3 protein-coding genes (1 of these 3 cut by a window edge) are annotated in these 25308 nt (G+C 58.7%); all 3 read left to right on the top strand.

Going from position 1 to position 25308, the window contains the following annotated elements; all coding sequences use genetic code 11:
• Positions 1–4: 4 nt before the first annotated feature.
• Tightly spaced (each overlapping or abutting the next), the 3 genes in view from NSQ73_RS19910 to NSQ73_RS19900 form a layout consistent with a single transcriptional unit that may run on beyond the window.
• Positions 5–6778, top strand: a complete 6774-nt coding sequence (locus NSQ73_RS19910) for a beta-ketoacyl synthase N-terminal-like domain-containing protein (protein ID WP_340987838.1) — start codon at positions 5–7, stop codon at positions 6776–6778.
• The gene (locus tag NSQ73_RS19905; RefSeq protein ID WP_340987837.1) at positions 6775–25149 is read left to right on the top strand and encodes an SDR family NAD(P)-dependent oxidoreductase; all 18375 of its coding nucleotides are present in this window, start codon (positions 6775–6777) and stop codon (positions 25147–25149) included. The genes NSQ73_RS19910 and NSQ73_RS19905 overlap by 4 nt, the downstream gene beginning before the upstream one ends.
• Positions 25146–25308, top strand: the beginning of a protein-coding gene (locus tag NSQ73_RS19900) for an SDR family NAD(P)-dependent oxidoreductase (RefSeq protein ID WP_340987836.1). 13157 nt of this gene lie beyond the right edge of the window; the window shows 163 of its 13320 coding nt (coding positions 1–163); its start codon is at positions 25146–25148; the stop codon falls past the right edge of the window. The genes NSQ73_RS19905 and NSQ73_RS19900 overlap by 4 nt, the downstream gene beginning before the upstream one ends.

The following is a 25308-nucleotide window of genomic DNA, read 5'->3' as shown; positions in this document are numbered from 1 at the left end:
ACGAATGAAGCAGCAGCTGGTCTTTAATCAAAATAATCCGATGATTCGGCATCATCAGGTCTGCGGACAATCGCTTCTGCCAGGCCAGGCCTATATCGATATACTGTATCAAATCTTCCGGAAGTACAAATACCGGTTCAACGAGCTTGAACTGCGCAATCTGTCTATCCATCAGCCATTGACCGCCCGGCCCGGCGAGGATATTGTGCTCACCATCCAGGTGACGGAAACCGCGGAAGGCCGCTGGGCGGTACGCTTCGGGGGCGAGAGCCGGCGCAGCGGAATATGCTCCGGTGAGGAAATTTTATATGCAGCGGCAGAAATGCACCGGACCAGGCCGGTACTGTTCGACGATAAGCTCTATCCGGACGAATACAGGTCGGCCCCGGCGCGTTCCCGGGATCTGGGCAGGATGTACGAGGAGTGGACGCAGCGCGGCGTCTTGCATACCGGTTTCATGAAAGCTGCGGGAACGTTATGGGCAACAGACAAAGCCTATATCATGGAAACGGCTGTCAGCGAGGAGGCGCTACTGACGGCGGACAAATTTATGTTCCATCCCGTACTCCTGGACGGAAGCGGGGCCGGGATTCTCGGAGGCTTGTTCTCGGATGGATTACAGACCGGGAAAGGTCTGCTGCTGCCGTTATTTTACGAATCGTTCCGCGCTTCGGGACTGCTGCAGACCGGCTGTTCCGCCAAGGTACTCTCCTCGTCCGTCCAACAAAGGGGAGAGCTGCTGTCGATGACGATCAGTTATTACGATAATCAAGGGAGTAAAGTAGCTGAGCTGACGAACTTCACAATGAAGCTGATTCGCCAAGACAATACAGGAGCGGAAATTATTATCGGGGAGTCTCGCCCGGACGGACAACAGCAGCAGAGCCATGCGGCGGGGGCTGCGGCAGCGCTGAAGCTCGTGCGGAAGCTTCTGGCGGAACAGCTGCAGAAGACGGAAGAGGAGCTGAATCCCCATGCCGGCTATTACGAGCTGGGTCTGAATTCGGCAGGCCTGCTTGCCATTGCGAATGCCATCGAAAATGAGATCGGAGACGCTGTGCCGCCAACGCTGCTGTTCGAGCATACGACGGCCGTGCAGCTGGCCGACTATTTGGCATCGGCCTATTCTGGTTGTTTTGGCAGGAAGGATACGTACGGGAAGGAGGCGTACGAGAAGGAAACGTACGTGAAGGATTCGTATGGGAACATCCCGTCCTTCAGGTCCGCCGGCGAGCCGCAAGGCCGGGAACAAGCGGCAGCGAACGCCCTGCCATCGCCAGATGCCGGTGCAGACGGCGACATTGCTATTATCGGGATGGCCGGAAGGTATCCCGATGCGGACGGGCTAGCCGCCTTTTGGGACAATTTGAAGTCGGGCAAGGATAGTATCCGCCAGGTTCCGTCCACCCGCTGGCAATGGGAAAGCTATAAGGATATTGTCTCGCCTTCGGGCAAGCCGGTGTCCCGCTGGGGCGGCTTCATCGACGATCCGGATTGCTTTGACCCGCAATTTTTCCGGATCTCTCCAAGGGAAGCGGAGACGATGGATCCTCAGGAACGGTTGTTTTTAACAGTCTGCTGGGAAACGATTGAGGATGCGGGGTATACACCGGGTACGCTCGTTCAACCCCGGGGCCGCCATAAGCGGCAGCCGGTCGGTGTATTTGCCGGTGTGATGCATAAGGACTATGCAATGCTTGGAGCGGAAGAGGCGGCGAAGGGCAATAGGTTTCCTTTGTCGCTCAATTATGCGCCGATTGCTAACCGGGTCTCTTATTTTTGCAATTTCCACGGTCCCAGCATGACCATCGATACAGTATGCTCCTCTTCACTGACGGCGGTTCATCTGGCGGCTGAGAGCATCCGGCACGGAGAGTGTGAGGTTGCATTGGCAGGGGGCGTGAATCTGTCCCTGCATCCGAACAAATACGTATCCTACGGCCTGATGGATATGCATGCCAGCGACGGCCGATGCCGTACATTCGGCGAGGGCGGGGACGGCTACGTGTCCAGTGAAGGCGTCGGCGCCGTGCTGCTCAAGCCTCTTCGGAAGGCGGTCCGGGACGGAGACTCTATTTATGCTGTTATTAAAGGCAGCGTCATCAATCATGTAGGTACGGTCAGCGGAATTACGGTGCCCAGTCCGGTCGGCCAGGCTGAATTGATCAGCGAATGCCTGGACAAAACGGGCATCGACGCGCGGACTATCTCTTATATCGAGGCGCACGGGACGGGGACGTCACTTGGCGATCCGATTGAAATGCAAGGGCTTGTCAAGGCGTTCAGGGATTACACATCCGACACCGGGTTTTGCTCAATCGGTTCGGTCAAGTCCAATATCGGCCATGCGGAATCGGCAGCCGGCATCGGCGGGCTGCACAAAGTAATTTTGCAGCTGTACCACGAGAAGCTGGTGCCCTCACTCCATGCGGAGGAGCCGAATCCGTACATTGATTTTGCCGGCTCACCTTTTTATATTCAGCGGACATTGAAGCATTGGGATCGGCCGAAGGCCGTTATCGGCGGCAAGGAGACGGTCTTCCCGCGGCGCGCTGGTATCAGCTCGTTCGGGGCGACCGGATCGAATGCCCATATCATCCTTGAAGAATACATGCCGGAACCGGACATGGTCAAGCCAGTAAACGCAGCAGGCCTTGAGCCGGGAGAACGGCTATACCTGATACCGCTGTCAGCCAAAAATAAGGAGCGTCTGCAAGCTTACGCCGCCAAGCTGGCTGCTTTTCTGCAAGCCTCCTTGCCTGAACAGAAGGCGGCAGCAGTCGGGAAGCAGCATGGCGCCGCTATTCTGGAAACGGCTGAGCACCGGGTATGCAGCATCGTCTCGGACATCATTCAGATGAAGGACGGAATCATCGATGCGGAGCAGGACTGGTCCGAATACGGACTGGAGCCGGTACATTTCATCCAGCTTCACGATAAATTAAAGACTGCCTTTGGCATAGAGCTCGGCAGCGAGACGATCCTGGCGCTTCGTTCGGCTGCCGCCGTGGCGAAACGGCTTGCCGAAGGGACGGCTGGTATTGAAGAGGAAGATGCTTCACCCGCCGTTGAAAAGTCCGGAGGTTCAGGCCGGCTGGATGCAGAGAACCTTGAAGCTATAGCCTATACACTGCAAGTGGGACGCGAGCCGATGAACGATCGCGTGATTTGCGTTGCCCGCAGCAGCCGGGAGCTGATCCTTCAGCTCGAACAAATTGCGCAGGGGAAAGAGAATATCGCGTCGGTGTTCCGGGGGACGGTCAAGCCAAGCGGCGAGCTGGCTTCCGTATTCCAGGCGGATGAAGATTTCGGCGAGCTGCTGCAGCGGTGGCTGAGCAAAGGACAGCTGGAAAAAATCGCGCAGCTATGGGTAAACGGCGTCGGTATTGACTGGAAACAGTTGTATGGGAGCAATGCTCCGAAACGGCTCAGCTTGCCGTCTTATCCGTTCGCGAAGGAACGGTACTGGCTGCCTTCAATGGCTGCATCGGAAGTTCGTGCATTTGGACAACAGGGATGGCCGCCTATGTCTGCCCGCCGTGATGGCGGGGCTCTACCGGCCGAGCGGAGCATGCGGATGCTGCAAAAGCAGTGGGAGCCATGTCCACCGCCAGCATCTATCTGCAGCCTGTCCGGAGCTGTGGCTATTCTCACGACGGAGGAGACAAGACCGCTTGCTCTCCGGCTCGTCCGGCAGTTGTCAGCTGCCCGGATACTGGGCTCCGAAGAGCTTCGCTCTGAGCTGGATGAGCATGTCTACTCATACGTCGTCGACTTGACCGGCTGTGGGAAAGAACAGACCGACGAGCCGGATGGCTGGATTCCCTGGCTTCAGCGGCTGATAGAGCGAGGGACGCGTGACGGCATGATGCTTCTGGGCGTGACCACGGGTCTGGAAGCAACGCAGGGGCAGAAGCAGGGCCCGGTCAATCTGGCCGGGGCTATGCGGGCGGGCTTATACCGGATGCTGCAGAGTGAATACAGTCACCTGCGTTCGCGCCACGTCGACTTCGCGCCGGATTGCGGCGGGCACGTTATGGCGGAGACGATTGCGGCTGAGCTGCTGACAGACAGCGAAGATGCCGATGTGCGCTATCTACAAGGGATGCGGTACCGCGCCTGCCTGACTGAGCTGCCTATGGACAGCGGAGAAGAGGCGTCCGGCCCGTTTCCGGAGGGGCAAACGCTATGGATTACAGGAGGCACCCGCGGAATTGGGGCCTTATGCGCGAAGCATTTTGTCAGAAGCCGGGGGGTACGCAGGCTGGTGCTGACGGGACGCGAAGCCATTCCGCCCCGGGAACAGTGGGATGACTATACGGCAGACAAAGCCGGTATGATCGGACAGAAAATACGGATGATCCGTGAACTGGAGGCGCTCGGGGCTCAGGTGAAGGTGCTGGCCCTTGATTTGACCGACGAGGCGGACGTACGCCGCTGCATAAGCGAGGTGAAAGCGTCGTGGGGCGGGATCGGCGGCGTGCTTCATTGCGCCGGGCTGGGTAATTTGGACACACCGGCATTTATCCGCAAATCAGGCGGCAGGATGGAAGAGGTGTGGGCACCGAAAGTGAAGGGCCTTAATGTCTTATACCGCTGCATGAGAGAGGAGCCCCTGCAGTTTTTTGTGCTGTTCTCGTCGGTGTCAGCGATCATGCCGACACTGGCAGCGGGGCAGAGCGATTATGCGATGGCTAATGCGTATATGGATTACGCCGCACAGGCATGGAGCGGGGAATGCCCGGTGATCAGCATCCAGTGGCCGAGCTGGAAGGAGACGGGCCTTGGCGAGGTTAAGAGCCGTGCTTATGAACAGACGGGAATGCTTGCGCATACGGATGCCGAGGGCTTACTGATGCTGGACCGTATTTTGTCCGGCGGCCAGGGACCGGTTGTGCTGCCGGCCGTGGTCGATCCCCGGCGCTGGAAGCCGGAGAGGCTGCTGCTGCGCAGCCTGCGTGAGCTGGGGGATGCCCGGATTGAGGCAAGGAAGCCTGCGCCGCAAGAAGAGCGGGACGCAGAGAATGTGCTGCCGGCGGTACGGTCATTCGTAACGGGCGTGTTCGCGAAAGAGCTGAAGCTTGACCCGCTGCGGCTTGATCCCGACCTGCCTTTTGCCGAATATGGCGTGGATTCCATTATGCTGGCGCAGGTGCTGCGAATCATTAAGCAGGGGGCCGGCACTGAGCTGGACCCGTCAATCCTATATGAACACCCGAGCATCCGTTCCTTATCGGCGTGGCTTGCAGACAATCACGGTGATTCGTTCGCTGCTCACAGCAGGGAAGCGATGGAGCTGCCGGGCCAAGGGGACAGCCGCCTGTTTCAACCGGCTGCCGCTTTGAAGCAGCCGCCGGTACCGTTATCAGGACCGCTGCCGCAGACTGCTGCCACAGGCCGAGTGATAGATTCGGGCACGGATGCGCCGAATATCGCGGTCATCGGCTTGTCCTGCCGCTTTCCCGGAGCGGAGACGCTGGACGACTACTGGCGCCTGCTGTCAGAGGGAAGCTCCGCCATCCGCCTTGTTCCGGCGGGGCACTGGCCGGGGCCGGAGCTGTATTATGCCGGTCTGCTTGGCCGTCCGCGGGCGATGCCGGCTTCTGTATTCCGCTTATCGAATGAAGATGCGCAAGCGATGGACCCGCAGGCACTGCTGCTGCTCGAAGAAAGCCTCAAGGCATGGCATCATGCAGGCTATACGCCGGAGGAGATCAAAGAGCGTTCAGTAGGCGTATACATCGGTGCGCGCAGCAAGCATGATCCTGATGAAGCAAGTCTGCTTCAAGCCCGGAATCCGATTCTGGCGGTCGGGTCGAATTATTTGGCCGCCAACATTTCGCAGTATTTCGATCTCCACGGCCCGAGTCTCGTCCTGGATACCGCCTGCTCTTCGGCGCTTGTCGGCCTCAATCTGGCGGTCCAGGCCTTGCGCAGCGGAGAAATCGAATGTGCGCTTGTCGGCGGAGTCAGCCTGCTGACCTCCAGTAAGATACACCGGCTGTTTCAGCAGCGGGGCATCTTAAGCCCGGAGCCGAACTTTCACGTGTTTGACAGCCGCGCGCAGGGCGTGGTGTTGTCGGAAGGAGCGGGAGTCGTGCTGCTCAAGCCTGTAGAGCAGGCGGTTAAGGACGGGGACCGGATCTACGCAGTCATTAAAGGAACCGCCGTGAACAATGACGGGAGGACGGCAGGTCCTGCCGTGCCGAACCTGCAGGCACAGAAGGAAGTGATGCGCCAGGCGCTGGCCAGAAGCGGTAAACGGCCGGAGGAGATCGGTTACATTGAGGCGAACGGCTCCGGATCAGTAGTGACCGATCTGCTGGAGCTGAAGGCAATTCAGGCCGTGTACCGCAAGGACGGCGGAGTGCCGCTTGGCATCGGGTCGGTCAAGCCGAATATCGGTCATCCTTTATGTGCAGAAGGGATCGCCGGATTGATCAAGGTGGTGCTGATGCTGAATCATGGAGAGCAAGTTCCGTATTTGTCCGGCCAAAGGCCGATGAAGCACTTTGATATCGAAGCGTCACCTTTCTATTTCAGCAGGGATTGCGCCGAATGGCCGGGCCGCAGAACCGCTGCGCTGAACAGTTTTGCAGACGGAGGCACGAACGCGCATGTCATCATGGAGAGCTGGGAGGAGCTGCGCGCGCCGAATGCTGTCCGCCGTCCGCTTCCGTTGCCGGAGGAGGCCATTGAACAGCCTGCCGGCACAGGCGCGGTTAAGCCGAACTGGTGGCTTAAGCAGACCAAAGCGGCTGATGAGATTCGAGGATGAGCAGAGAGATTAAGACTGGAGGGTTAAGCGGGATGACAACAACAGAATTCCGGTTTCAAAGCGATCATCCGATCTTGGCCTATCATCAGGTGATGGGCAGCGGCATCCTGCCGGGATTGGCTTACATTGATATCTGTTACCAATGGTTCAGGGAGCAGGGATATGATTGCGCAGAGCTGGAGCTGCGCCAGGTTACCCTCTTCCGCCCCGTAACCGTCCGGGAGAACGAGGAGATCCGGCTGCAGCTTCATTGTGTGGAAGCGCAGAAGGGGCGATGGCAAATCCGGGTGGAGGGCGAAATTACCGGGACGGAGGAAGGGTCCGCCGGGACTTTCATGACCGCCGAGATGCACCGCTGCCCGCCGGTGCGGTTCGAGCATTCGATCGATGCGGACCGTATCCGTTCTTCGGCCGGCAGCAGGACAGATATGGCGCTGCTCTATGAGCAGTGCCGGGCTCTCGGACTTGTACATTCCGGATTCATGAAGGCGGAAGGAAGGCTGTTTGACGAGGCCGATTCGCTCTTGCTGGACCTGGATCTCCCGCAGGATAGCCTCGGGGAAGCAGATAGCTTCATGTTCCACCCGGCACTGCTCGACGGAAGCTGCGTCGGGGCCGGGGCACACTTCACTCAATTAGCGGAGGACCGGCGGCTGTTTCTGCCTGTCTACATCGAATCATTTTGTGCTGCGGAGCTGATTCAAGCGAACTGTATGGCCGTAGTCAAGCATTCATCGGTAATTCAACGGGATGGACTATTGTCGTTTACGCTGGCGTTTTTTAACCGGGATGGCCGGCAAATCGGCGAGCTGAAGAATTTCACGAACAAGCTGGTCCGCGGCGGGGAGGCAGAGAGCCCTGGTCAGCTCCTACCCCGGCAGCCGCAAGAAGCTTTGCCGGACGTAACGGAAGCGGCTCAGAGCGCGGCAGCTGCCGCACGCCGTTTTCTCGTCAGCCTGATTGCGGAGCGGATGGACCGGGACGAGAAACAGATTGATGTGCGGGCGGGCTATTTTGAAATGGGGCTTGATTCGGCCTCCATGCTTACACTGGCCCAGGCTGTGGAGAACCGTCTCGGGACGGCCATCTCCCCGACGCTTCTATTCGAGTACCCGACGGTTGAACGCTTAGCGCAGTATTTGGGAGCTGCCTATCCGGAGCAGCTTCGTCCGGAGGAGCCGGAGCTGAGCACGAATCTGCCGGCTGCAGACGGCGGCGTATGGCCAGTGAATTCCGGTACGGCTGAACCGGCAGCGCACGCGTCTGCTCACGGTGGTGACATCGCGGTCATCGGCATGGCCGGGCGGTATCCGTCCGCTGCGAACCTGGAACAGTTCTGGTCGAATCTGACGGCCGGCAAAGATTGTATCCGCGAAGTTCCGTCTTCCCGCTGGAAGTCAGAGCGGCTGGCGGGCCTTCGTTCCGCCTCGGGGAAGCCGATGTCCCGCTGGGGCGGATTCATCGATGATCCGGATTGCTTCGATCCGCAATTTTTTAGAATTACGCCGAGAGAGGCAGAGACGCTCGACCCTCAGGAGCGGCTGTTTCTGGAAACCTGCTGGGAGACCATCGAGGACGCTGGCTATACGCCGGATTCATTGACAGTACCGGCAGGACCGCATCAGCGCCGCCGTGTCGGGGTATTTGTCGGCGTGATGCATAAGGATTACGCGCTGCTCGGAGCGGAAGCGGCGGCGCAGGGGCACCCGTTTCCGCTTTCGCTGAACTATGCCCCCATAGCGAACCGCGTGTCGTATGTTTGCAATTTTCATGGACCCAGCATGGCCGTCGATACGGTATGCTCCTCCTCGCTGACTGCGGTTCATCTGGCCATGGAGAGCATTCGGAGCGGAGACTGTGAAGCCGCATTGGCAGGCGGCGTCAATCTGTCGCTCCATCCGGCCAAATATGCCACTTACGGCATGATGGACATGCAGGCCAGCGACGGGCGCTGCCGCACGTTCGGCAGCGGCGGAGACGGCTACGTGTCGGGAGAAGGAGTCGGCGCCGTTCTGCTCAAGCCGCTCAGCAAGGCGATTGCGGACGGTGATCATATTTATGCTGTTTTGAAAGGAAGCATGATCAATCACGGCGGCTCGGCGAGCGGCATTACCGTGCCTAACCCTGTGGCCCATGCCGATTTGATCGGTGAATGTCTCCAGAAGGCCGGTATCGGCGCGCGGTCGGTTTCGTATATCGAGGCTCACGGGACCGGTACGCCGCTGGGCGACCCGATAGAGATGGAGGGACTCGTCAAAGCTTTCCGCTCCCATACGAACGATACCCAGTTCTGTTCGGTCGGCTCCGTAAAATCGAATATCGGCCATGCAGAGTCGGCTGCCGGCATTTGCGGGCTTCACAAAGTCATTTTGCAGCTTTACCACCGGATGCTGGTGCCTTCGCTGCATGCGGAGGAGCTTAATCCATATATCGATTTTGAACGGTCTCCTTTCTATGTACAGCGGAAGCTCGCGGCATGGGAGCGGCCAATTGTGACGGATAAGGGCAAGGAGATAAGCGTGCCGCTGCGGGCGGGCATCAGCTCGTTTGGAGCCACCGGCTCCAACGCCCATCTCCTGCTAGAAGAATACGACCCTGCGGCTCACGCGGCAGGCACGGTCCCGGTCAACCCGCCAATTGGTGAGAACGGCCAGTGTCCCGCGCTTGTATTGCTCTCCGCCAAAAACAAGGAACGTCTTCACGCATATGCCGGCAAGCTGGCCGGCCATTTACAGCCGGATTCGGATTACCGCGCCGTTGATCTGCATGCGCTGGCCTACACGCTTCAAGTCGGCCGTGAGGCGATGGAAGAACGCGCTGCCTTCCTGGTGAGGGATTTACCGGAGCTTGTCGCCGGGCTGCGCCTGCTGGCAGGGGGAGAAGATAGCATCGGCTCCGTATGGCTTGGCCGGTCAGAATTTGACGCGGCTGAGGACCGGCTCGTTCCGGAGGCGGCTGCTGAAAGCTTGGCTTCCGCTGCCGCCGCATGGGTCCACGGACGGGAAGTCGACTGGAAGAGGATGTACGGTGAATCCGTACCTCTTCGCCTGAGCCTGCCATCGTACCCTTTTGCCAAAGAACGGTATTGGGTACCGGTATCCGGCCATCCAGCGGGTGCCAGGCTGTCCGCTTCGTCCTTGCTGCATCCGCTGCTCCACGAGAACGTCTCGGACTTCCGGGAGCAGCGCTTCCGTACGGTCTTTACCGGCAGCGAGTTTTTTCTGGCAGATCATATTGTGAACGGACAACGTATGCTTCCCGCCACAGCATACCTGGAAATGGTCCGGGCCGCTGTGGCGATGTCTGCCGGCGAAATGCCGGAAGGGCCGCTCCGTATCCGGTTGAAGCATATTGTCTGGTCTAACCCCTTCATCGCAGGCGAAGGAACGGCAAGTGTCGATATCGCGCTTTTTCCTGAGACGGACGATGAAATTACATTCGATATCTTTAGTCATGCGCCGGGAGAGGAGCCGGTTGTGTACTGCCAGGGAACTGCGGTAATTGCTTCCGGCACCGTAGAAGCCGACCGGATGGATCTGGACCGGGTTCGCTCGGAATGTGCGGAGGATTGTCTTGATGCGCCAGCACTATACGGGCTGTTCCGGTCGATGGGAATTGAATACGGCCCAGCCCACCGCGGGGTGGACAGGCTTCAGCTAGGCGAGGGCCAGGCGCTTGCGCGGCTGACGCTGCCGGCGGAAGCGGCCGCTTCAGAGGCCTATGTCCTGCATCCGAGCTCTATGGATGCGGCGCTGCAAGCCTGCATCGGACTTGCTCCGGCGGCGGGCGCGGCAGGCAAGCCTTTGGTTCCATTCGCGTTGGAAGAGCTGGTTATTCACGGTGCCTGCACGGAACGGATGTGGGTCTGGACCCGCTATAGCCCGGGAAGCGGGACAGGGTCTCCGCTGCTCAAATATGATTTGGACCTCTGTGATGATCAGGGCAGTATGCTCGTTCAGCTAAAAGGCTTATCCGTTCGTCCGCTGGAGCTTGAAACGCTTACGGGTACGAAGTCAGCACCGGCTTCCACACTACTGCTGTATAAAGAATGGGAAGAACGGCCGGCTGCCTTCACGCATAGATTATCCGGCTCGTACGTTAAACATCTCGTTGTCCTGAGCGGACAGGAGGCGTTCGATTTAGCCGCCCTTCGTGCCAATCTGGGTGATGTAGAATGCGTCCAATTCCCTCATGAAGGGGAGGGGACCGCCGCCCGTTACCGCAGGGCTGCGGCCGCTCTGCTGGAGCTTCTTCAGCGCGTACGCCCAAGCTCTCCGGCGGGGAGACTGCTTATTCAACTCGCGGTCCCGAACCAGGGTGAGCTCCGGCTCTATGCCGGACTTTTCGGGATGCTGAAAACGATGCAGCTGGAGAACACCGGTCTGGCCGTGCAGCTAATTGAGCTGGAGCCTGAGGACAATGCCGTTTCCCTCGCGTACAAATTGAAGCAGGACAGCACAGATTTGGAGTGCGAACATATCCGTTACGAGCATGGGAAGCGGCATGTTGCCATTCGTCAGGCGGTTGACATTTCCGGCGGAGATGCTCCTCATTCGCTGCCTTGGAAAGATGGGGGCGTCTATCTAATCACCGGCGGAGCGGGCGGGCTTGGCCTGATTATTTCCAGGGAAATTGCACGTTCTGTTAACGCTTCGTCAATTATACTGGCTGGACGCTCCGAGCTGGACAAGGCAAAGGAGGCGGAGCTTGACGAGCTGCGCAGAAGCGGTACCCGCGTCCGTTACGTGAAGACAGATGTTAGCGACCTTACGGCAGTTTGCGGACTAATGAACAGCATCCGCTCCGAATATGGCACGCTGAACGGCATCGTACATAGCGCGGGCCTGGTTCGTGACCGTATGCTCATGCACAAAACAGCTGCGGAGCTGCAGGAGGTGCTGGCACCGAAGGTGGACGGGCTTGTTCATCTGGATGAGGCCAGCACCGGTTTTCCGCTCGACTTTGTTATCGCCTTCTCATCGGCAGCCGGGAGTCTAGGCAATTCCGGTCAGGCGGATTATGCGGTGGCCAACGCTTTCATGGATGCTTATGCCGGGTTCCGCAATACGCTCTACCAGTCCGGCAAGCGGAACGGCCGGATGCTGTCGGTTGGCTGGCCGCTGTGGGCGGAAGGCGGAATGAGGCTGGAGGCACAAGCGGAGACAGCACTGCTTGGAAGCAAAGGCCTGATTCCTCTGCTGACGGCCTCCGGCATCCGGGCATTGTACCGGGCATGGGCTGCACAGAAGGATCATGTACTGGTGCTTGAGGGAGACGCTGCCCGTATGCTGGACATCGATAAGCAGCAGCCCGCCACATGGGAACAACAGACCGGCGCTGGCGCGGACGGGACTTTGGCCGAAATTGATGTGCTTTACGGCTTTGCTGTACGGTATCTCACCAGGCTGTTGGCCGAAGTGACCAAGCTGCCGGTCAGCCGGATTGATGACGTCACCTCCTTGGAGGAGTACGGCATGGATTCGATCGTGGCGATGCAGTTGACTGCTGAAATGGAGAAAGGATTCGGGACGCTGCCGAAGACGCTGTTCTTCGAATACGGGAATTTGCAGGAATTGGCGGCATATCTGACCAAAGCTTACCCGGGCAGGATATCCGCATTGTCAGGCGAACCGGCCGGGCTGAAGGAGACAGCGGCCGCCAAGGTTCCGGCTGAGACTGCAAAAGGCGGCACGTTGAAGAGGCTCACGCCCCGCTCCCGGCCATCCGGCAGACTGCACCGCGGTAATAGCGAGGATACCGCTGCCGAAGCTGCGGGTCTGCCGGCTGCCGCAAAGGATATCGCCATTATCGGCTTGTCGGGACGTTACCCTGGAGCATGGGACTTGGAGGAGTTCTGGCAGGTACTGAAGGACGGCAGGGATTGTATTACCGGAATTCCGGCTGCGCGCTGGGATTACAGCCGCCACCGCAAAGGGAGCGAAGGCCGGAACACTGAACGTTGGGGTGGTTTTATCGATGGTGTCGACGAATTTGATCCGCTATTCTTCAACATCTCTCCGCGCGAAGCGGAGACGATGGATCCGCAGGAGCGGCTCTTTCTGGAGCGCGTCTATGAAGCGATGGAGGATGCGGGCTACGTGCGCCTGACAGGCGGAGCCTCCGCCCCGTATCAAACGGGCAATGTGGGCGTATACGTCGGGGTCATGTACGAGGAATATCAGCTGTATGGCGTTCGCGAGCAGATGCAGGGAAATGCGGTGGCACTTTCGGGCAATTCGGCATCCATCGCCAACCGGGTGTCGTATTATTGCAATTTTCAAGGACCGAGTATGGCGGTTGCCACCATGTGCTCGTCCTCTCTGACGGCGATTCATCTGGCATGCCAAAGCTTGCGGCTGGGCGAGTGCAAGATGGCCGTAGCCGGCGGAGTCAACGTATCGGTTCATCCGAACAAATATATATTGCTTGAGCAAAACCAGTTCGTGTCGAGCAAAGGCCGATGCGAAAGCTTCGGTATCGGGGGAGACGGCTATGTGCCCGGCGAGGGAGTTGGCGCCGTGCTGCTTAAGCCGCTCGATCAGGCAATTGCCGACGGCGACCCGATCTACGGCGTGATTAAAGGAACGGCCGTCAATCACGGCGGCAAGGTGAACGGCTACACCGTCCCGAATCCGAACGCCCAAGCGGAGGTCATCGGCAAAGCGCTTAGGGAAGCAGGACTTGATGCCCGGGAACTCACGTATATCGAAGCGCATGGAACGGGCACTTCGCTGGGTGATCCGATTGAAATCGCGGGGTTAGCCAAATGCTTTGGGACCTATACGCAGGATAAACAATTTTGTGCAATCGGGTCGGTCAAGTCGAATATCGGCCATTCCGAAAGCGCAGCCGGCATTGCCGGACTCACCAAGGTGCTGCTGCAGCTGCAGCATAAACAGCTCGTGCCATCGCTCCACTCGGAAGTGCTGAATCCTAATATCGATTTTACGAATACGCCTTTTACCGTTCAACGGGAGCTGGCAGAATGGCCAAGACCACTGCTTAACCTGGACGGAACGGCGAAGGAGCACCGGCGGACAGCGGGCCTGTCATCGTTCGGCGCGGGCGGCTCAAATGCCCACATCATTATTCAGGAATACGTACCGGCCGGGACGGAGGTAATGTACGGGGAGTCTGCGGTTACACCGGCTTATCCTGCTCTTATTCTGTTATCCGCAAGAGATGAGGAGAGGCTCCGGGAGCAGGCGAAGCGGCTTGTCGAGGCGATACGTTGTAAAGGACTGTCAGATACGGATTTGCCGCATTTGGCGTATACACTTCAAGTCGGCCGCGAAGCCATGGAGGAACGGCTGGCGCTTGCGGCGGTGACGATGGCGGATGCGGTGCAGAAGCTGACGGCTTACGCAGAGAACCTTGCGGCAGCCTCCCTGGACATATACCGGGACGGGATCAGACGCAATAAAGAAATGATGGCATTGCTCGCCCAAGATGAAGATATGGCTGCTGCAGTGGATCATTGGATGGCAAAAGGAAAATGGAACAAGCTCCTCGGGCTCTGGGTGAGGGGCGGGGCAGTGGATTGGTCCCGGCTTTACACCGGTTCGGGCTTCTTGCCGCGGCGGTTGCGGCTGCCTTCCTATCCTTTCGCCAGAGAACGGTATTGGGTTGCCGGCGGACAAGAACATGCCGATGTATCCGGCGGCAGTGCCGGGCAAGCTTATCTTCATCCTCTGCTGCATGTCAATACATCGGATCTGGCAGAGCAACGGTATACTTCTTTGTTTACGGGGGCGGAATTTTATCTGGAGGATCATGTGGTGAACGGGCAATCCATGCTGCCTGCCGCCGCTTTGCTGGAGATGGCACGTGCTGCCGTAGAAGACGCGGCTGCAGGCTTGACGGACGAGCCGACAGCCATCCGGCTGTCCGGCGTAACGTGGCCCCGCCCGCTTATCGCGGGAACACAGCCCGTTCAAGTGCATATCGGACTCCATCCCGGTGAGCGGGATGAAATTATGTTCGACATATACGGGAACGGGGAAGACGGCAGTGCGCCGGTCTACAGCAGCGGCCGGGCAGAGCTGTATGCGGTAGAAGATGCACCGCATCTAGCCCTGGACGCCCTTTATGCGGCCTGCAGCGGGCAGCAGTTCGATGCCGGTACCGTGTATGAAAGCTTCCGCTTGAGGGGGATCGGGTACGGGCCCGGCCACCGGGGGATCGAGAGGCTGCACACCGGCCGAGGACAAGTGCTGGCCGAGCTTACGCTGCCTGACTGCCTGGCGGGGACTGAGGATACCTATATGCTGCATCCGAGCTTGCTCGACTCGGCGCTTCAAGCGTCGGCAGGACTGCGCCTCGCTGAGGCTGACGCTGACGCAGGAAAGGCAGCGGACGCCCAGGGGCTCTATCTGCCTTTTGCTTTGGAGGAGCTGGAGGTGACGGGAGCGTGCGCTTCCCGGATGGTTGCCCATGTCCGTTACAGCGATGGAAGCCCGGCAGACGGGAGCACCGACAAATTCGATATTGATTTATGCGACCGGAGCGGGAAGGTCTGTGCCCGGTTAAAAGGGTTCACGGTTCGTAAAACCGGCCCGGAAGCGCTGCGCCAGCAGGAAAAAGGAGCGGCAGCAAGCGCGCCGAAGCCGCAGATGCAGACATTAAGCCTGCTGCCGGTCTGGGATGCCGTTAAACCTGCAATGAAGCAGGACAATACACGGGATGGAGAAGGATTATTACTGATCGGAACGCCCGGGGTGATACGCGACCGGGTGATGCAGCACTTTGCCGGTGCTTCCCTGATGGAGCTTATGAGCGGAGAAACGGCGGATATGATTGCGCAGCGGCTTCAGGCGCAGGGTCCGGTCCGCCATGTGGTGTGGATTGCGCCGCAGAATACGATCGAATCTCCTGCTGATGAAGCATGGATTGGGGAGCAGGAGCGCGGGGTGCTGCAAGTATTCCGCCTGATCAAAGCGTTTCTTCAATTAAAATATGGCAGCCAGCCGCTGGAATGGACGCTGGTAACGGTGCAGTCACAGCCTATCCATTCCTGTGACCCGCTGAAGACGGCACATGCCGGGGTTCACGGACTGGCAGGGTCAATGGCCAAAGAATATCCGGGCTGGCAGGTACGCGCTGTCGATCTGGAAGCGGGCCGGGAGTTCCCTGTTGATGATATGTTCAGGCTGCCGGCGGAACCGCAAGGAAATTCCTGGGTCTACCGTACGGGCGAATGGCACAAGCAGAAGCTCGTCCCGATTCAGGAAGCCGCTTCCGAACCGACGCTCTTCCAGGAGGGCGGCGTGTATGTGGTAATTGGAGGTGCAGGCGGCATCGGCCAAGCGTGGAGCGAATATATGATCCGGACCTACCAGGCCAATGTGATATGGATTGGAAGGCGGGAGAAGGATTCCGGCATTCAAGCCGGCATCGACCGGCTTGCGGCTCTGGGTCCGGCGCCCGAATATATTGCGGCAGATGCGGCCGACCTGCAGTCTTTTCAGCGCGCTTATCTTGAGATCAAGCAGCGCTATTCCCGCATTAACGGCATTGTGCATGCGGCGCTTGTGCTGCGGGATCAGTTACTTGCGAACATGGACGAAGAACGTTTCCACGCGGCCCTTGCCGCCAAGGTCGATGTATCTGTGAGGATCGGCCAAGTATTCCGGGACGAGCCGCTCGATTTCGTGCTGTTCTTCTCCTCCATCAATGCGTTTGCAAGATCCGCAGGACAAAGCAATTATAGCGCAGGCTGCGCTTTTAAGGATGCATATGCCAGCTATTTGGCAGGAGTGTGGCCGTGTGCCGTCAAGGTGATGAACTGGGGATATTGGGGAAGTGTCGGAGCTGTCGCATCCCGGGAATACAGTGAGCGCATGGCTAACAGGGGAATCGGCTCCATCGAGCCGCCGGAGGCAATGGCTGCGCTGGAGTCGCTGCTGGCCGGTCCGGTGAATCAGATGGCACTGGTCCGGACGGCGAACCCCGGAGCTATGGAAATGATCGATGTCCGGCAGGCAGCCTCGGTCTATTCCGCACAAGGTGATGCTTCACCGGGCGCCGGCATATTCCATCATATGGCGGATGATATCCAGGAAGGGCGGACCCGGCAGGCCAAAGCGCTGAGCAGCCCGGCGGCCCGTGAGCTGGAACAGCTGATAGCGCGGCTGCTGCTCAAGCAGCTTCGTACAACCGCTGCCCCCCTTGCTAACGGCAGGCTGGAGCGGCAGGCGATGTTCGGTAAGTGGCTGGAGGCAAGTGTACAACTGCTTGCGGAGCACGCTGGAGTGTCCGATCCGCTGAATGAATTGCCTGAGGAGGAGACGGCTGCACTCTGGCAGGAGTGGAGCGGCCGCAGGCAGGAATGGCTGGACGCCGAAGGGTTAGAAGCACAGGTTATCCTGGCGGAGACGATGCTGCGCGCGCTGCCTGATATTCTAACCGGGCAGCGGCCGGCCACAGATGTCATGTTCCCGAATTCCTCCATGCATCTGGTCGAAGGAATATATAAGAACAATCCCCATGCCGATTACTTCAACGGCGTATTGGCCGGCACGGCTGTCGCCTATGTGGAGCAGCGTATCAGGCACAATCCGTCCGCAAAGATCCGCATTCTGGAGATCGGCGCAGGGACCGGCGGAACGAGCAGCGGGGTGCTGAGCAAGCTGGAGCCTTACCGGGACCGGATCCAGGAGTACGCCTATACGGATCTCTCACGGGCGTTTCTTCAGCATGCAGAGAAGGAATACGGCCCGCGTTATCCTTATTTGGCTTATGGCATCTTTAATGCCGAGAACGGCATTCAGGAGCAGGGGTATGCGGCCGGCAGCTATGATGTCGTCATCGCGGCGAATGCTCTGCATGCGACCAGAGATATCCGCACGGCACTGCGCAATGCGAAGGCGCTGCTGCGGAGCGGGGGCATTCTGCTGCTGAACGAAATCACACGCAGCGATTTGTTCACCCATATCACCTTCGGTCTGCTGGAAGGCTGGTGGGCGTATGAAGATGCTGCGCTGCGCGCGCCGGGATGTCCGGGGCTTGCTCCAGATACGTGGCAGGCTGTTCTCGCCGGGGAAGGGTTCGGGGAGATCATCTTCCCGGCCGGTGCCGCCCATGACAAGGGGCAGCAGATTATTGCGGCGCACAGTGACGGAATCGCAAGACAACGTCCCGAGGCCCAGCCGGACGGCAGTCCTAAGGTTCATAAGGAAGTAAAGACGGGTCATGCGGCAGCAAAAGTTAAAGCCGTTAGCTTCCAAAGGAACCAACCTGCGGCTGCTGCGGAGGTTGCGGATACCCGTGTGCCGGAGGAGGAGCTGCGCGCGCGAAGCCGCAGCTATTTCAAACGGCTGATCGGGGACGTGCTGAAGCTGCCGGATCACCGGATCGACGCCTCAGAACCGTTCGAAAGCTACGGCATCGACTCGATTCTGGTCGTTCAGCTGACGGATTCGCTGCGCGGAGTGTTACCTTCGGTCAGCTCAACCTTGTTTTTTGAGCACAGGACGATTGATTCGCTGGTCGAGCATTTCATTCAGACGCAGGAGGACGGATTGCGGAAGCTGGTCGGCATGGAGAACGGCATTGCGGTGGCAGCCGGATTACCGGAAGCTTCTGCGGCCGGTCCGGGAGCCGGTTCCGCGCCTTCTGTGCATTCCGCGCCGCTTCGTCCACTTACGGCATCCTTGATGACCAAGCGCCGGTATGTTTCCAGGACGGCAACGGAGCCTGAATCGATGCCGAGGCCGGTATCAAATTCGGAATCCAAGCCAACGTACGTGCGGGACGTCGCGGTCATCGGTTTATCCGGCCGGTTCCCGATGGCCGGCGGGGTGAACGAATTCTGGGAGAACGTGAAGCAGGGAAGAAGCTGTATCTCTGAGATTCCGCCGCAGCGGTGGGATTGGCGAAGTTATTATAACGAAGAGAAGGGCAAGAGCGGATCGATGTATACCCGGTGGGGGGGCTTTCTTGAGGATATCGACGCTTTTGATCCGATGTTTTTCCGCATATCGCCGAAGGAAGCCGCCCAGATGGATCCTCAGGAGCGGCTGTTTCTTGAATCTGCTTACGCTTCCGTAGAGGATGCGGGCTATACGCCTGCGAGTCTTAGCGCCAGCCGGAAGGTCGGCGTATTCGCCGGGGTGATGAATGGCAGTTATCCGACAGGGGCCAGCTACTGGTCGATTGCCAACCGGGTCTCATACCTGCTGAACTTTCAGGGGCCGAGCATGGCGGTCGATACAGCCTGTTCGTCTTCCTTGACGGCTGTGCATCTGGCGCTGGAGAGCCTCTACAGCGGGATGAGCGAATGCGCCGTCGTCGGTGGTGTTAACCTGATCGTGGACCCGGTCCATTATCTGAAGCTGTCGGCGGCGACCATGCTCTCCCCTGGCGATACCTGCAGGGCGTTCGGTGCGGGAGCGGACGGCTTCGTAGATGGCGAGACCGTGTGCACAGTCGTGCTTAAACCGCTGGAGGCCGCCCTTGCAGACAGCGATCATATCTATGGCGTTCTGAAGGGAAGCGCCTTGAACGCAGGCGGACGGACGAACGGCTACACGGTTCCCAGCCCGGATGCTCAGCGCGGGGCGGTCGCAGAAGCGCTGCGGCGCTCAGGCGTTCCGGCCCGAACGGTTACGTATGTGGAGGCGCATGGCACGGGGACGGCGCTCGGCGATCCGATCGAAATTTCCGGTCTTACCAAAGCGTACGAACGGGAAACGTCCGACAAGCAGTTTTGCGCCATAGGCTCGGTGAAGTCCAATATCGGCCATACAGAAAGCGCTTCGGGCATGGCGGGGCTGGCTAAGGTGCTGCTTCAACTGAAGCACCGCAAGATTGCACCTACTCTGCATGCACAGGAGACGAATCCGGATATTACATTCGGCGAGACTCCGTTCTTCGTTCAGCAGGAGCTTGCGGAATGGCAAAGGCCGACTGTGGAGCTCGGCGGCATCCGCAGGGAATTTCCGCGCCGTGCGGGCATTTCCTCCTTCGGAGCAGGCGGAGCGAATGCCCATCTGATCGTTGAGGAATTTGTTCCGGAGGTGCGGAGCGAAAGACCCGCAGCGGCTGCGGCAGGCCGTCCGTTCCTGATTGTGCTGTCAGCGAGAAACGGGGACCGCCTGAAGGAGAGAGTCCAGCGTCTGCTTGCGGCGGCCGAAACGAAGGGCTATTCCGATGCCGATCTTGCGGACATCGCCTATACGCTGCAGGTCGGACGCGAGGAGATGGAGGAACGGTTAGCGTTCACAGCGGTATCAATGGCCGACCTGCACCTGCGGCTTCACGAATATCTGCGCGGGGACAGCTATCAGCCGGAGCTGCACCGCGGTCATGTGAAAGCGAACCAGGAAGTGCTGGCGGCGCTGACGGCGGATGAGGATATGCAGGAAACCGTGGACAAATGGATTCGGCACGGCAAATTCGCCAAGCTCCTCGACCTATGGGTCAAGGGCTTTCGTCTGGATTGGAGCGGGCTGTATGATGGTCTGCCGGCTAAGCCGCGGCGCATATCGCTGCCGACCTATCCTTTTGCAAGAGAACGGTATTGGATGGAGGGAAGTCCCTTCCCGTCGGCATTTGCCATGGACACAGCAGGTGAGCAGCAGGTCCTCCCGAAGAACAGTCAGGCCGAACGGCCAAGTCGTCACCCGGCGCCGCAGGAGCAAGACGAACCCATGATCTTCGAGGAAATCTGGGAGGAAGAGAGCGGGGCAGAAATGCCTGCTGGGCAGGTTCAGCTTGAAACGGTTGTGTGCTTCCTGTCGGACCGCCGGAGTCAGCAGATTCTATCCAATGCGGTGAGGCTTAGCTCACCTACTGCACGCATCGTCTTCGTCAGCGAACAACCAGACGGCGGCGAGCGGCTTGAGGATACGTACAGGGTCCGGGGAGACGATAGCGCCTCCTTGGCAGAAGCTTTCCGTGACATAGCCGTCAAGTATGGTAACGCCGATGCGGTGCTCTACATGTGGCCGCTCGAAAATCCGCTGCATGTTCAAGATCCGTCTGCACTTGTTCATACCATTCAGGCACTTGTCTCTACGAAGTTCGAGGTGCGGAAATTAATAGCTGCGGCTGCCTATGCGAACGGGCTTGAACGCTGCTATGCCGAATCGTGGATCGGGATACAGCGCTCGCTTGGAGACGTGCTTCCCGATACGTCTATGGGGGTATGGCTGGCGGAGGCCGGATTACACGGGCAGGACGCGGACATGAAGGATTGGCTGGAGCAAATAGGCGCAGAGCTGCGCTCTTCCGGCGTACGGAATGTGCTGTATGTTGAAGGTAAGCGTAACGTCTGCACAGTACGCAGGGCAACAGATCATGTCTGTGTTCAGCCGGTATGGAAGAAGGGGGGCACCTATTTAATTACAGGCGGCTGCGGGGGACTTGGTTATCTGTTCGCCGAGCACGCTGCCAGGACGCACGGGGTTCAGCTTATTCTAACCGGCCGTTCGGCTGTGGATGACACAATTAAGAAGAAGCTCGGGACACTGGAGGCACTGGGCAGCAGTGTCGAATACGTGCAGGCGGACCTATGCAATCTTCCGCGTATGCAGGAGGGAATCGCCCGGGCCAAAGCACGGTTCGGCCCGATTAACGGAGTTATTCACGCTGCGGGTATCCAGGTGAACCGCAGCGTTATGGAGAAGAGTGCGGAGGAATTTCGGCAGGTGCTTCGTCCGAAGACGGAGGGCACGGCTGCCCTGGACGAGCTGCTGCTGGAGGAGCCGCTTGACTTCTTCTGTCTGTTCTCTTCAACCTCTGCCGTACTGGGTGACTTCGGTTCCTGTGATTATGCCGCCGCCAACCGGTTCCAGATGGCTTTTGCGGATTACCGGAACGCCCTGCGAAAGCAGGGGCTGCGGCGCGGCCATACGGCTGCCGTTGGCTGGCCTCTATGGAGAGACGGGGGCATGGGCTTCTCGGAGGAAGAGCAGAGCGGCATGTATCTGAAAGCGAGCGGACAGCGGTATCTTGAAGTGGAAGAAGGGCTTGCTGTATTCAGTGATCTCATCTCAAGGGCCGGCGGGCGCTATCTGGTGCTTGCCGGGGACAGCAGAAGAATCGGGCGCTTTCTGGGCATCGGTACCTCTTCAGCGGACTTCGTGCCTGCATCTTTCGTCCGCCCAGGGAGCTCAGCGGAGTATGCGCAGGGTCCTCTCCGACTGGAGGAGTACATGGAGCGCGATCTGAAGAATCATATCGGCAGCCTGCTCAGCATTCCGCTGAACAAGCTGGATTCCGGGGAGAATCTCGTAGACTATGGCTTCGATTCCATCTCGCTCACGCAGTTCGCCAGGCTGCTGGCCAAGCAGTATGAAATCGACTTCGGGCCTTCGTTATTTTACGCCTATCCGACGATTGAGAAGCTAAAAGAATATTTGCTTACGGGCCATGAGAATGCTGTCCGGTCCTATTACCTGCGCGCGGAAGAAGCGGGTGTGCAGGCAAGTCTGGAACCTGTTGTCAACGCGGTGTCCGGTGAACAGAAATCTGCCCTGGTATCCGAATCGTCCGGTTCGCCGCAGCCGGAGGCGCAGGTGCCGAAGGGCGCTTCAACGGCCGGTATTCCGGAGCCGGTTGCGATCATCGGCATGAGCGGGAGGTTCCCCGGCGCATCCGACATTGACACCTTCTGGAGCAATCTTGTGACGGAAACAAGCGCCATTTCGGAAATACCGCCCGAACGATGGGATTGGAGGAAATATAGCGGCGATCCCCGCAAGGAGCCGGGAACCAGCGTGTCCCGATGGGGCGGGTTCGTCCCGGATATTGACCGGTTCGATCCTTTGTTCTTCGAGATCTCGCCCAAAGAGGCGGAGCTGATGGACCCTCAGCAACGGCTGTTCCTCGAAGAAGCCTGGCATGCTCTGGAGGATGCGGGCTACATGGGCGAACGGATCAGAGGCAAGCTCTGCGGTGTGTATGTGGGAGCGGAAGAGAGCCAATATGCTGATGTCACCGGAGGGGAAGGGCAGATCAGCTCCAATCAGAATGCAACCTTGTCGGCACGGATCGCATACAAGCTGGATTTGAAAGGGCCGAATTTCACGTTGACGGCTTCTTGCTCCTCGGGACTGGTAGCAGTGCATCAAGCCTGCCTGGCGCTGCGGAGCGGGGACTGCGACATGGCGGTGGCGGGAGGCGTCAGCCTAACCGTATCGCCCCGTATGTATGCCGGACTCGGCAAAGCGAACATGCTGTCGCCGGACGGTACATGCAGCGTATTTGACGGCAGGGCCAACGGACTCGTTCCGGGCGAGGCGGCGGCAGTTGTCGTGCTCAAGCCGTTGTCGAAGGCAATCGCGGATAACGACCGCATCTACGGCACGATCAAAGCAAGCGGTGTCAATTATGACGGCCAGACGAATGGCATTTCCGCTCCGAACCCGTTAAGCCAGGAGCAGTTGATTAAGCAGATTTATGAACGCAGCGGCATACGTCCCGAACAAATCGGTTTTCTGATGGCACACAGCGTTGGCGCGAAGATCGGAGACTCGATCGAAATGGAGGCTCTTTCGTCTGCATTCCGGAAGCTTAGCGATGTAAAAGGCCACTGCGCTGTCGGTTCCGTCAAGTCGCTGATCGGTCATACCTTCGCCGCTTCGGGGGTTGTCAGTCTAATCGCAATGGTGACGGCACTACACCGGAAGACGATTGTGCCGGTGTCCGGCTTTGAATCGTTGAGCGAGCTGATTTCATTCAAGGAAAGCCCGTTTTATATTGCACAGGAAGTGCGGGAATGGACATCCCGGTCAGGCCAGGCCAGACTTGGAGCGGTATCCACGACCGGAATTAGCGGGACGAACGCGCATGCCGTGCTTGAAGAATATATTCCTTCATTAACGGAGCCGCAGGGGGAGTGCCCATCACCGGCGGCTTATGCCGTTATTTTGTCCGCACAGAACGAGGAACGCCTGCTGGCGGCGGCCCGGCAATTAGCAGATTATATGGACAGCGGCCGTTCGGCTGACGTCGCTTTACGCGACCTGGCTTATACGCTGAGCGTGGGCAGAGAGGCGATGAAATGCCGTCTTGCGATTGTGACACCATCGAAAGAAGCGTTGGTGCAAGGCTTAAGCGCTTATATCGAAGGAACGGCCGCAACGCTTCCCGGCGGGCTTGCCATCTATGGCGGAAGTTCGGGAACTCACGGACATCAGACGCCTGCATCCGCCACTGCCGGGACAGCGGGTAAGGCGTTGAGGGAGCGCGACCTTCTACAGCTCGCCTCGCTTTGGGCCGGTGGGATGCAGGTGCCGTGGGCAGATCTGTACGAAGCCGGAAGCGCCAGAATCGTTTCAGCTCCGGGGTATCCTTTCAGAAGAAGAAAATGCTGGCCGCAAGAGAACCGTAACGTATCCGTTCAGCATACGGCTGTCAGCCTGCCTCCTTCGGGGCCGGACGGCGGCAATAAGGCGGCGGAGCTGTACTCGTTCAACACCGTCGACCGCTCGGCGGAATTTCAGGAAGAATATTTAACGTTTTGCCCGTTCGAATCGCGGATTCCCGGCTTCTCGATGAGCAGGGTGCTGCTGAATCCGGAGCGGTATCCGGATGAAGCAGCCCTTGTCAAGGATAAACAGATCGAACTGCGGCAGGTATTGTTCTATAAAGCGGATTTCCGCCGTGTCCGCTCCGTACTGGATATCGGCTGCGGCCATGGTACCGATATCATTCAAATCGCTTCGCTGTATCCAGATATCCAGGCGCACGGGTATACCATTTCGAAGGGACAGGCGGAGCTGGGCAACAAACGGATTGAAGGGCTGAATCTAAGCTCCCGTGCAGCAATTTATCACCGGGACAGCGCGGTTGACCGCTTCCCTGACTGCTACGATCTCGTCATCGGGATTGAGGTGTGCTGCCACATCCCGGACAAAACCGCCTTGTTCGCGAATATTGCCGCTTCCTTGGCGAAAGACGGCCAAGTGCTGCTGATGGATTTCATCGCGAATCTGCGCGGGCCGATCGTTGATGCGGACATTGGCATTGCGATTGCTACTGCGGCGGAATGGGCCGGCGTGCTGGCGCGCTGCGGCCTGGCTATCGAGGAGATTATCGACGTTTCGTCCCGGGTCGCCAATTATTTGTATGATCCGGATTGCGAGCGGAACACGGAGGGATTAGTTCCGGTCGCGCGTGATTCGCTGCGCAGCTATGCCAATAACGCCATCTCGCTAGAGCGGGGCTGGACCAGCTACTGCCTGTTCAAGCTCTGCAAGGAGACGGCGATGACCGAAGCGGAGCTGAAATCGTTCAACGAAATCAGAATCGCGCACAAAACCCCGTACGCGGAAGCGCTGAACGAAATGAAGCATCTCGGGCAGAAGCCCTATCCGCCGGCGTCTATAACGCAGCAGGAGAGACCGTTGAAGGGAGCAATCTTATGATTTCTGGGAATAGGCCGGATTCACTTGAAGAAAGGCTGGATGTTGTTAGAGAAAGCTTGGTGCTCGTATTCGGGCAGGTCCTTGGTTTGGACCGGGAAGAATTGCTGGAGGCGGAATCGCTGAAGGAGCTTGGCATCTCGTCCGTTAATTTGGTCGAAT

The sequence above is a fragment of the Paenibacillus sp. FSL R10-2736 genome (assembly GCF_038000245.1).
In the GTDB taxonomy this organism is placed as follows: Bacteria; Bacillota; Bacilli; order Paenibacillales; family Paenibacillaceae; genus Paenibacillus_AQ; species Paenibacillus_AQ phytohabitans.
Note: the sequence above shows the minus strand (reverse complement) of the source record. Positions and strands in the feature narration are given on the sequence as shown.

Bases quoted from the DNA above. Each gene is read 5' to 3' on its own strand.
- NSQ73_RS19910 (WP_340987838.1), top strand. From the start codon at position 5: ATGAAGCAGCAGCTGGTCTTTAATCAAAATAATCCGATGATTCGGCAT.
- NSQ73_RS19905 (WP_340987837.1), top strand. From the start codon at position 6,775: ATGAGCAGAGAGATTAAGACTGGAGGGTTAAGCGGGATGACAACAACA.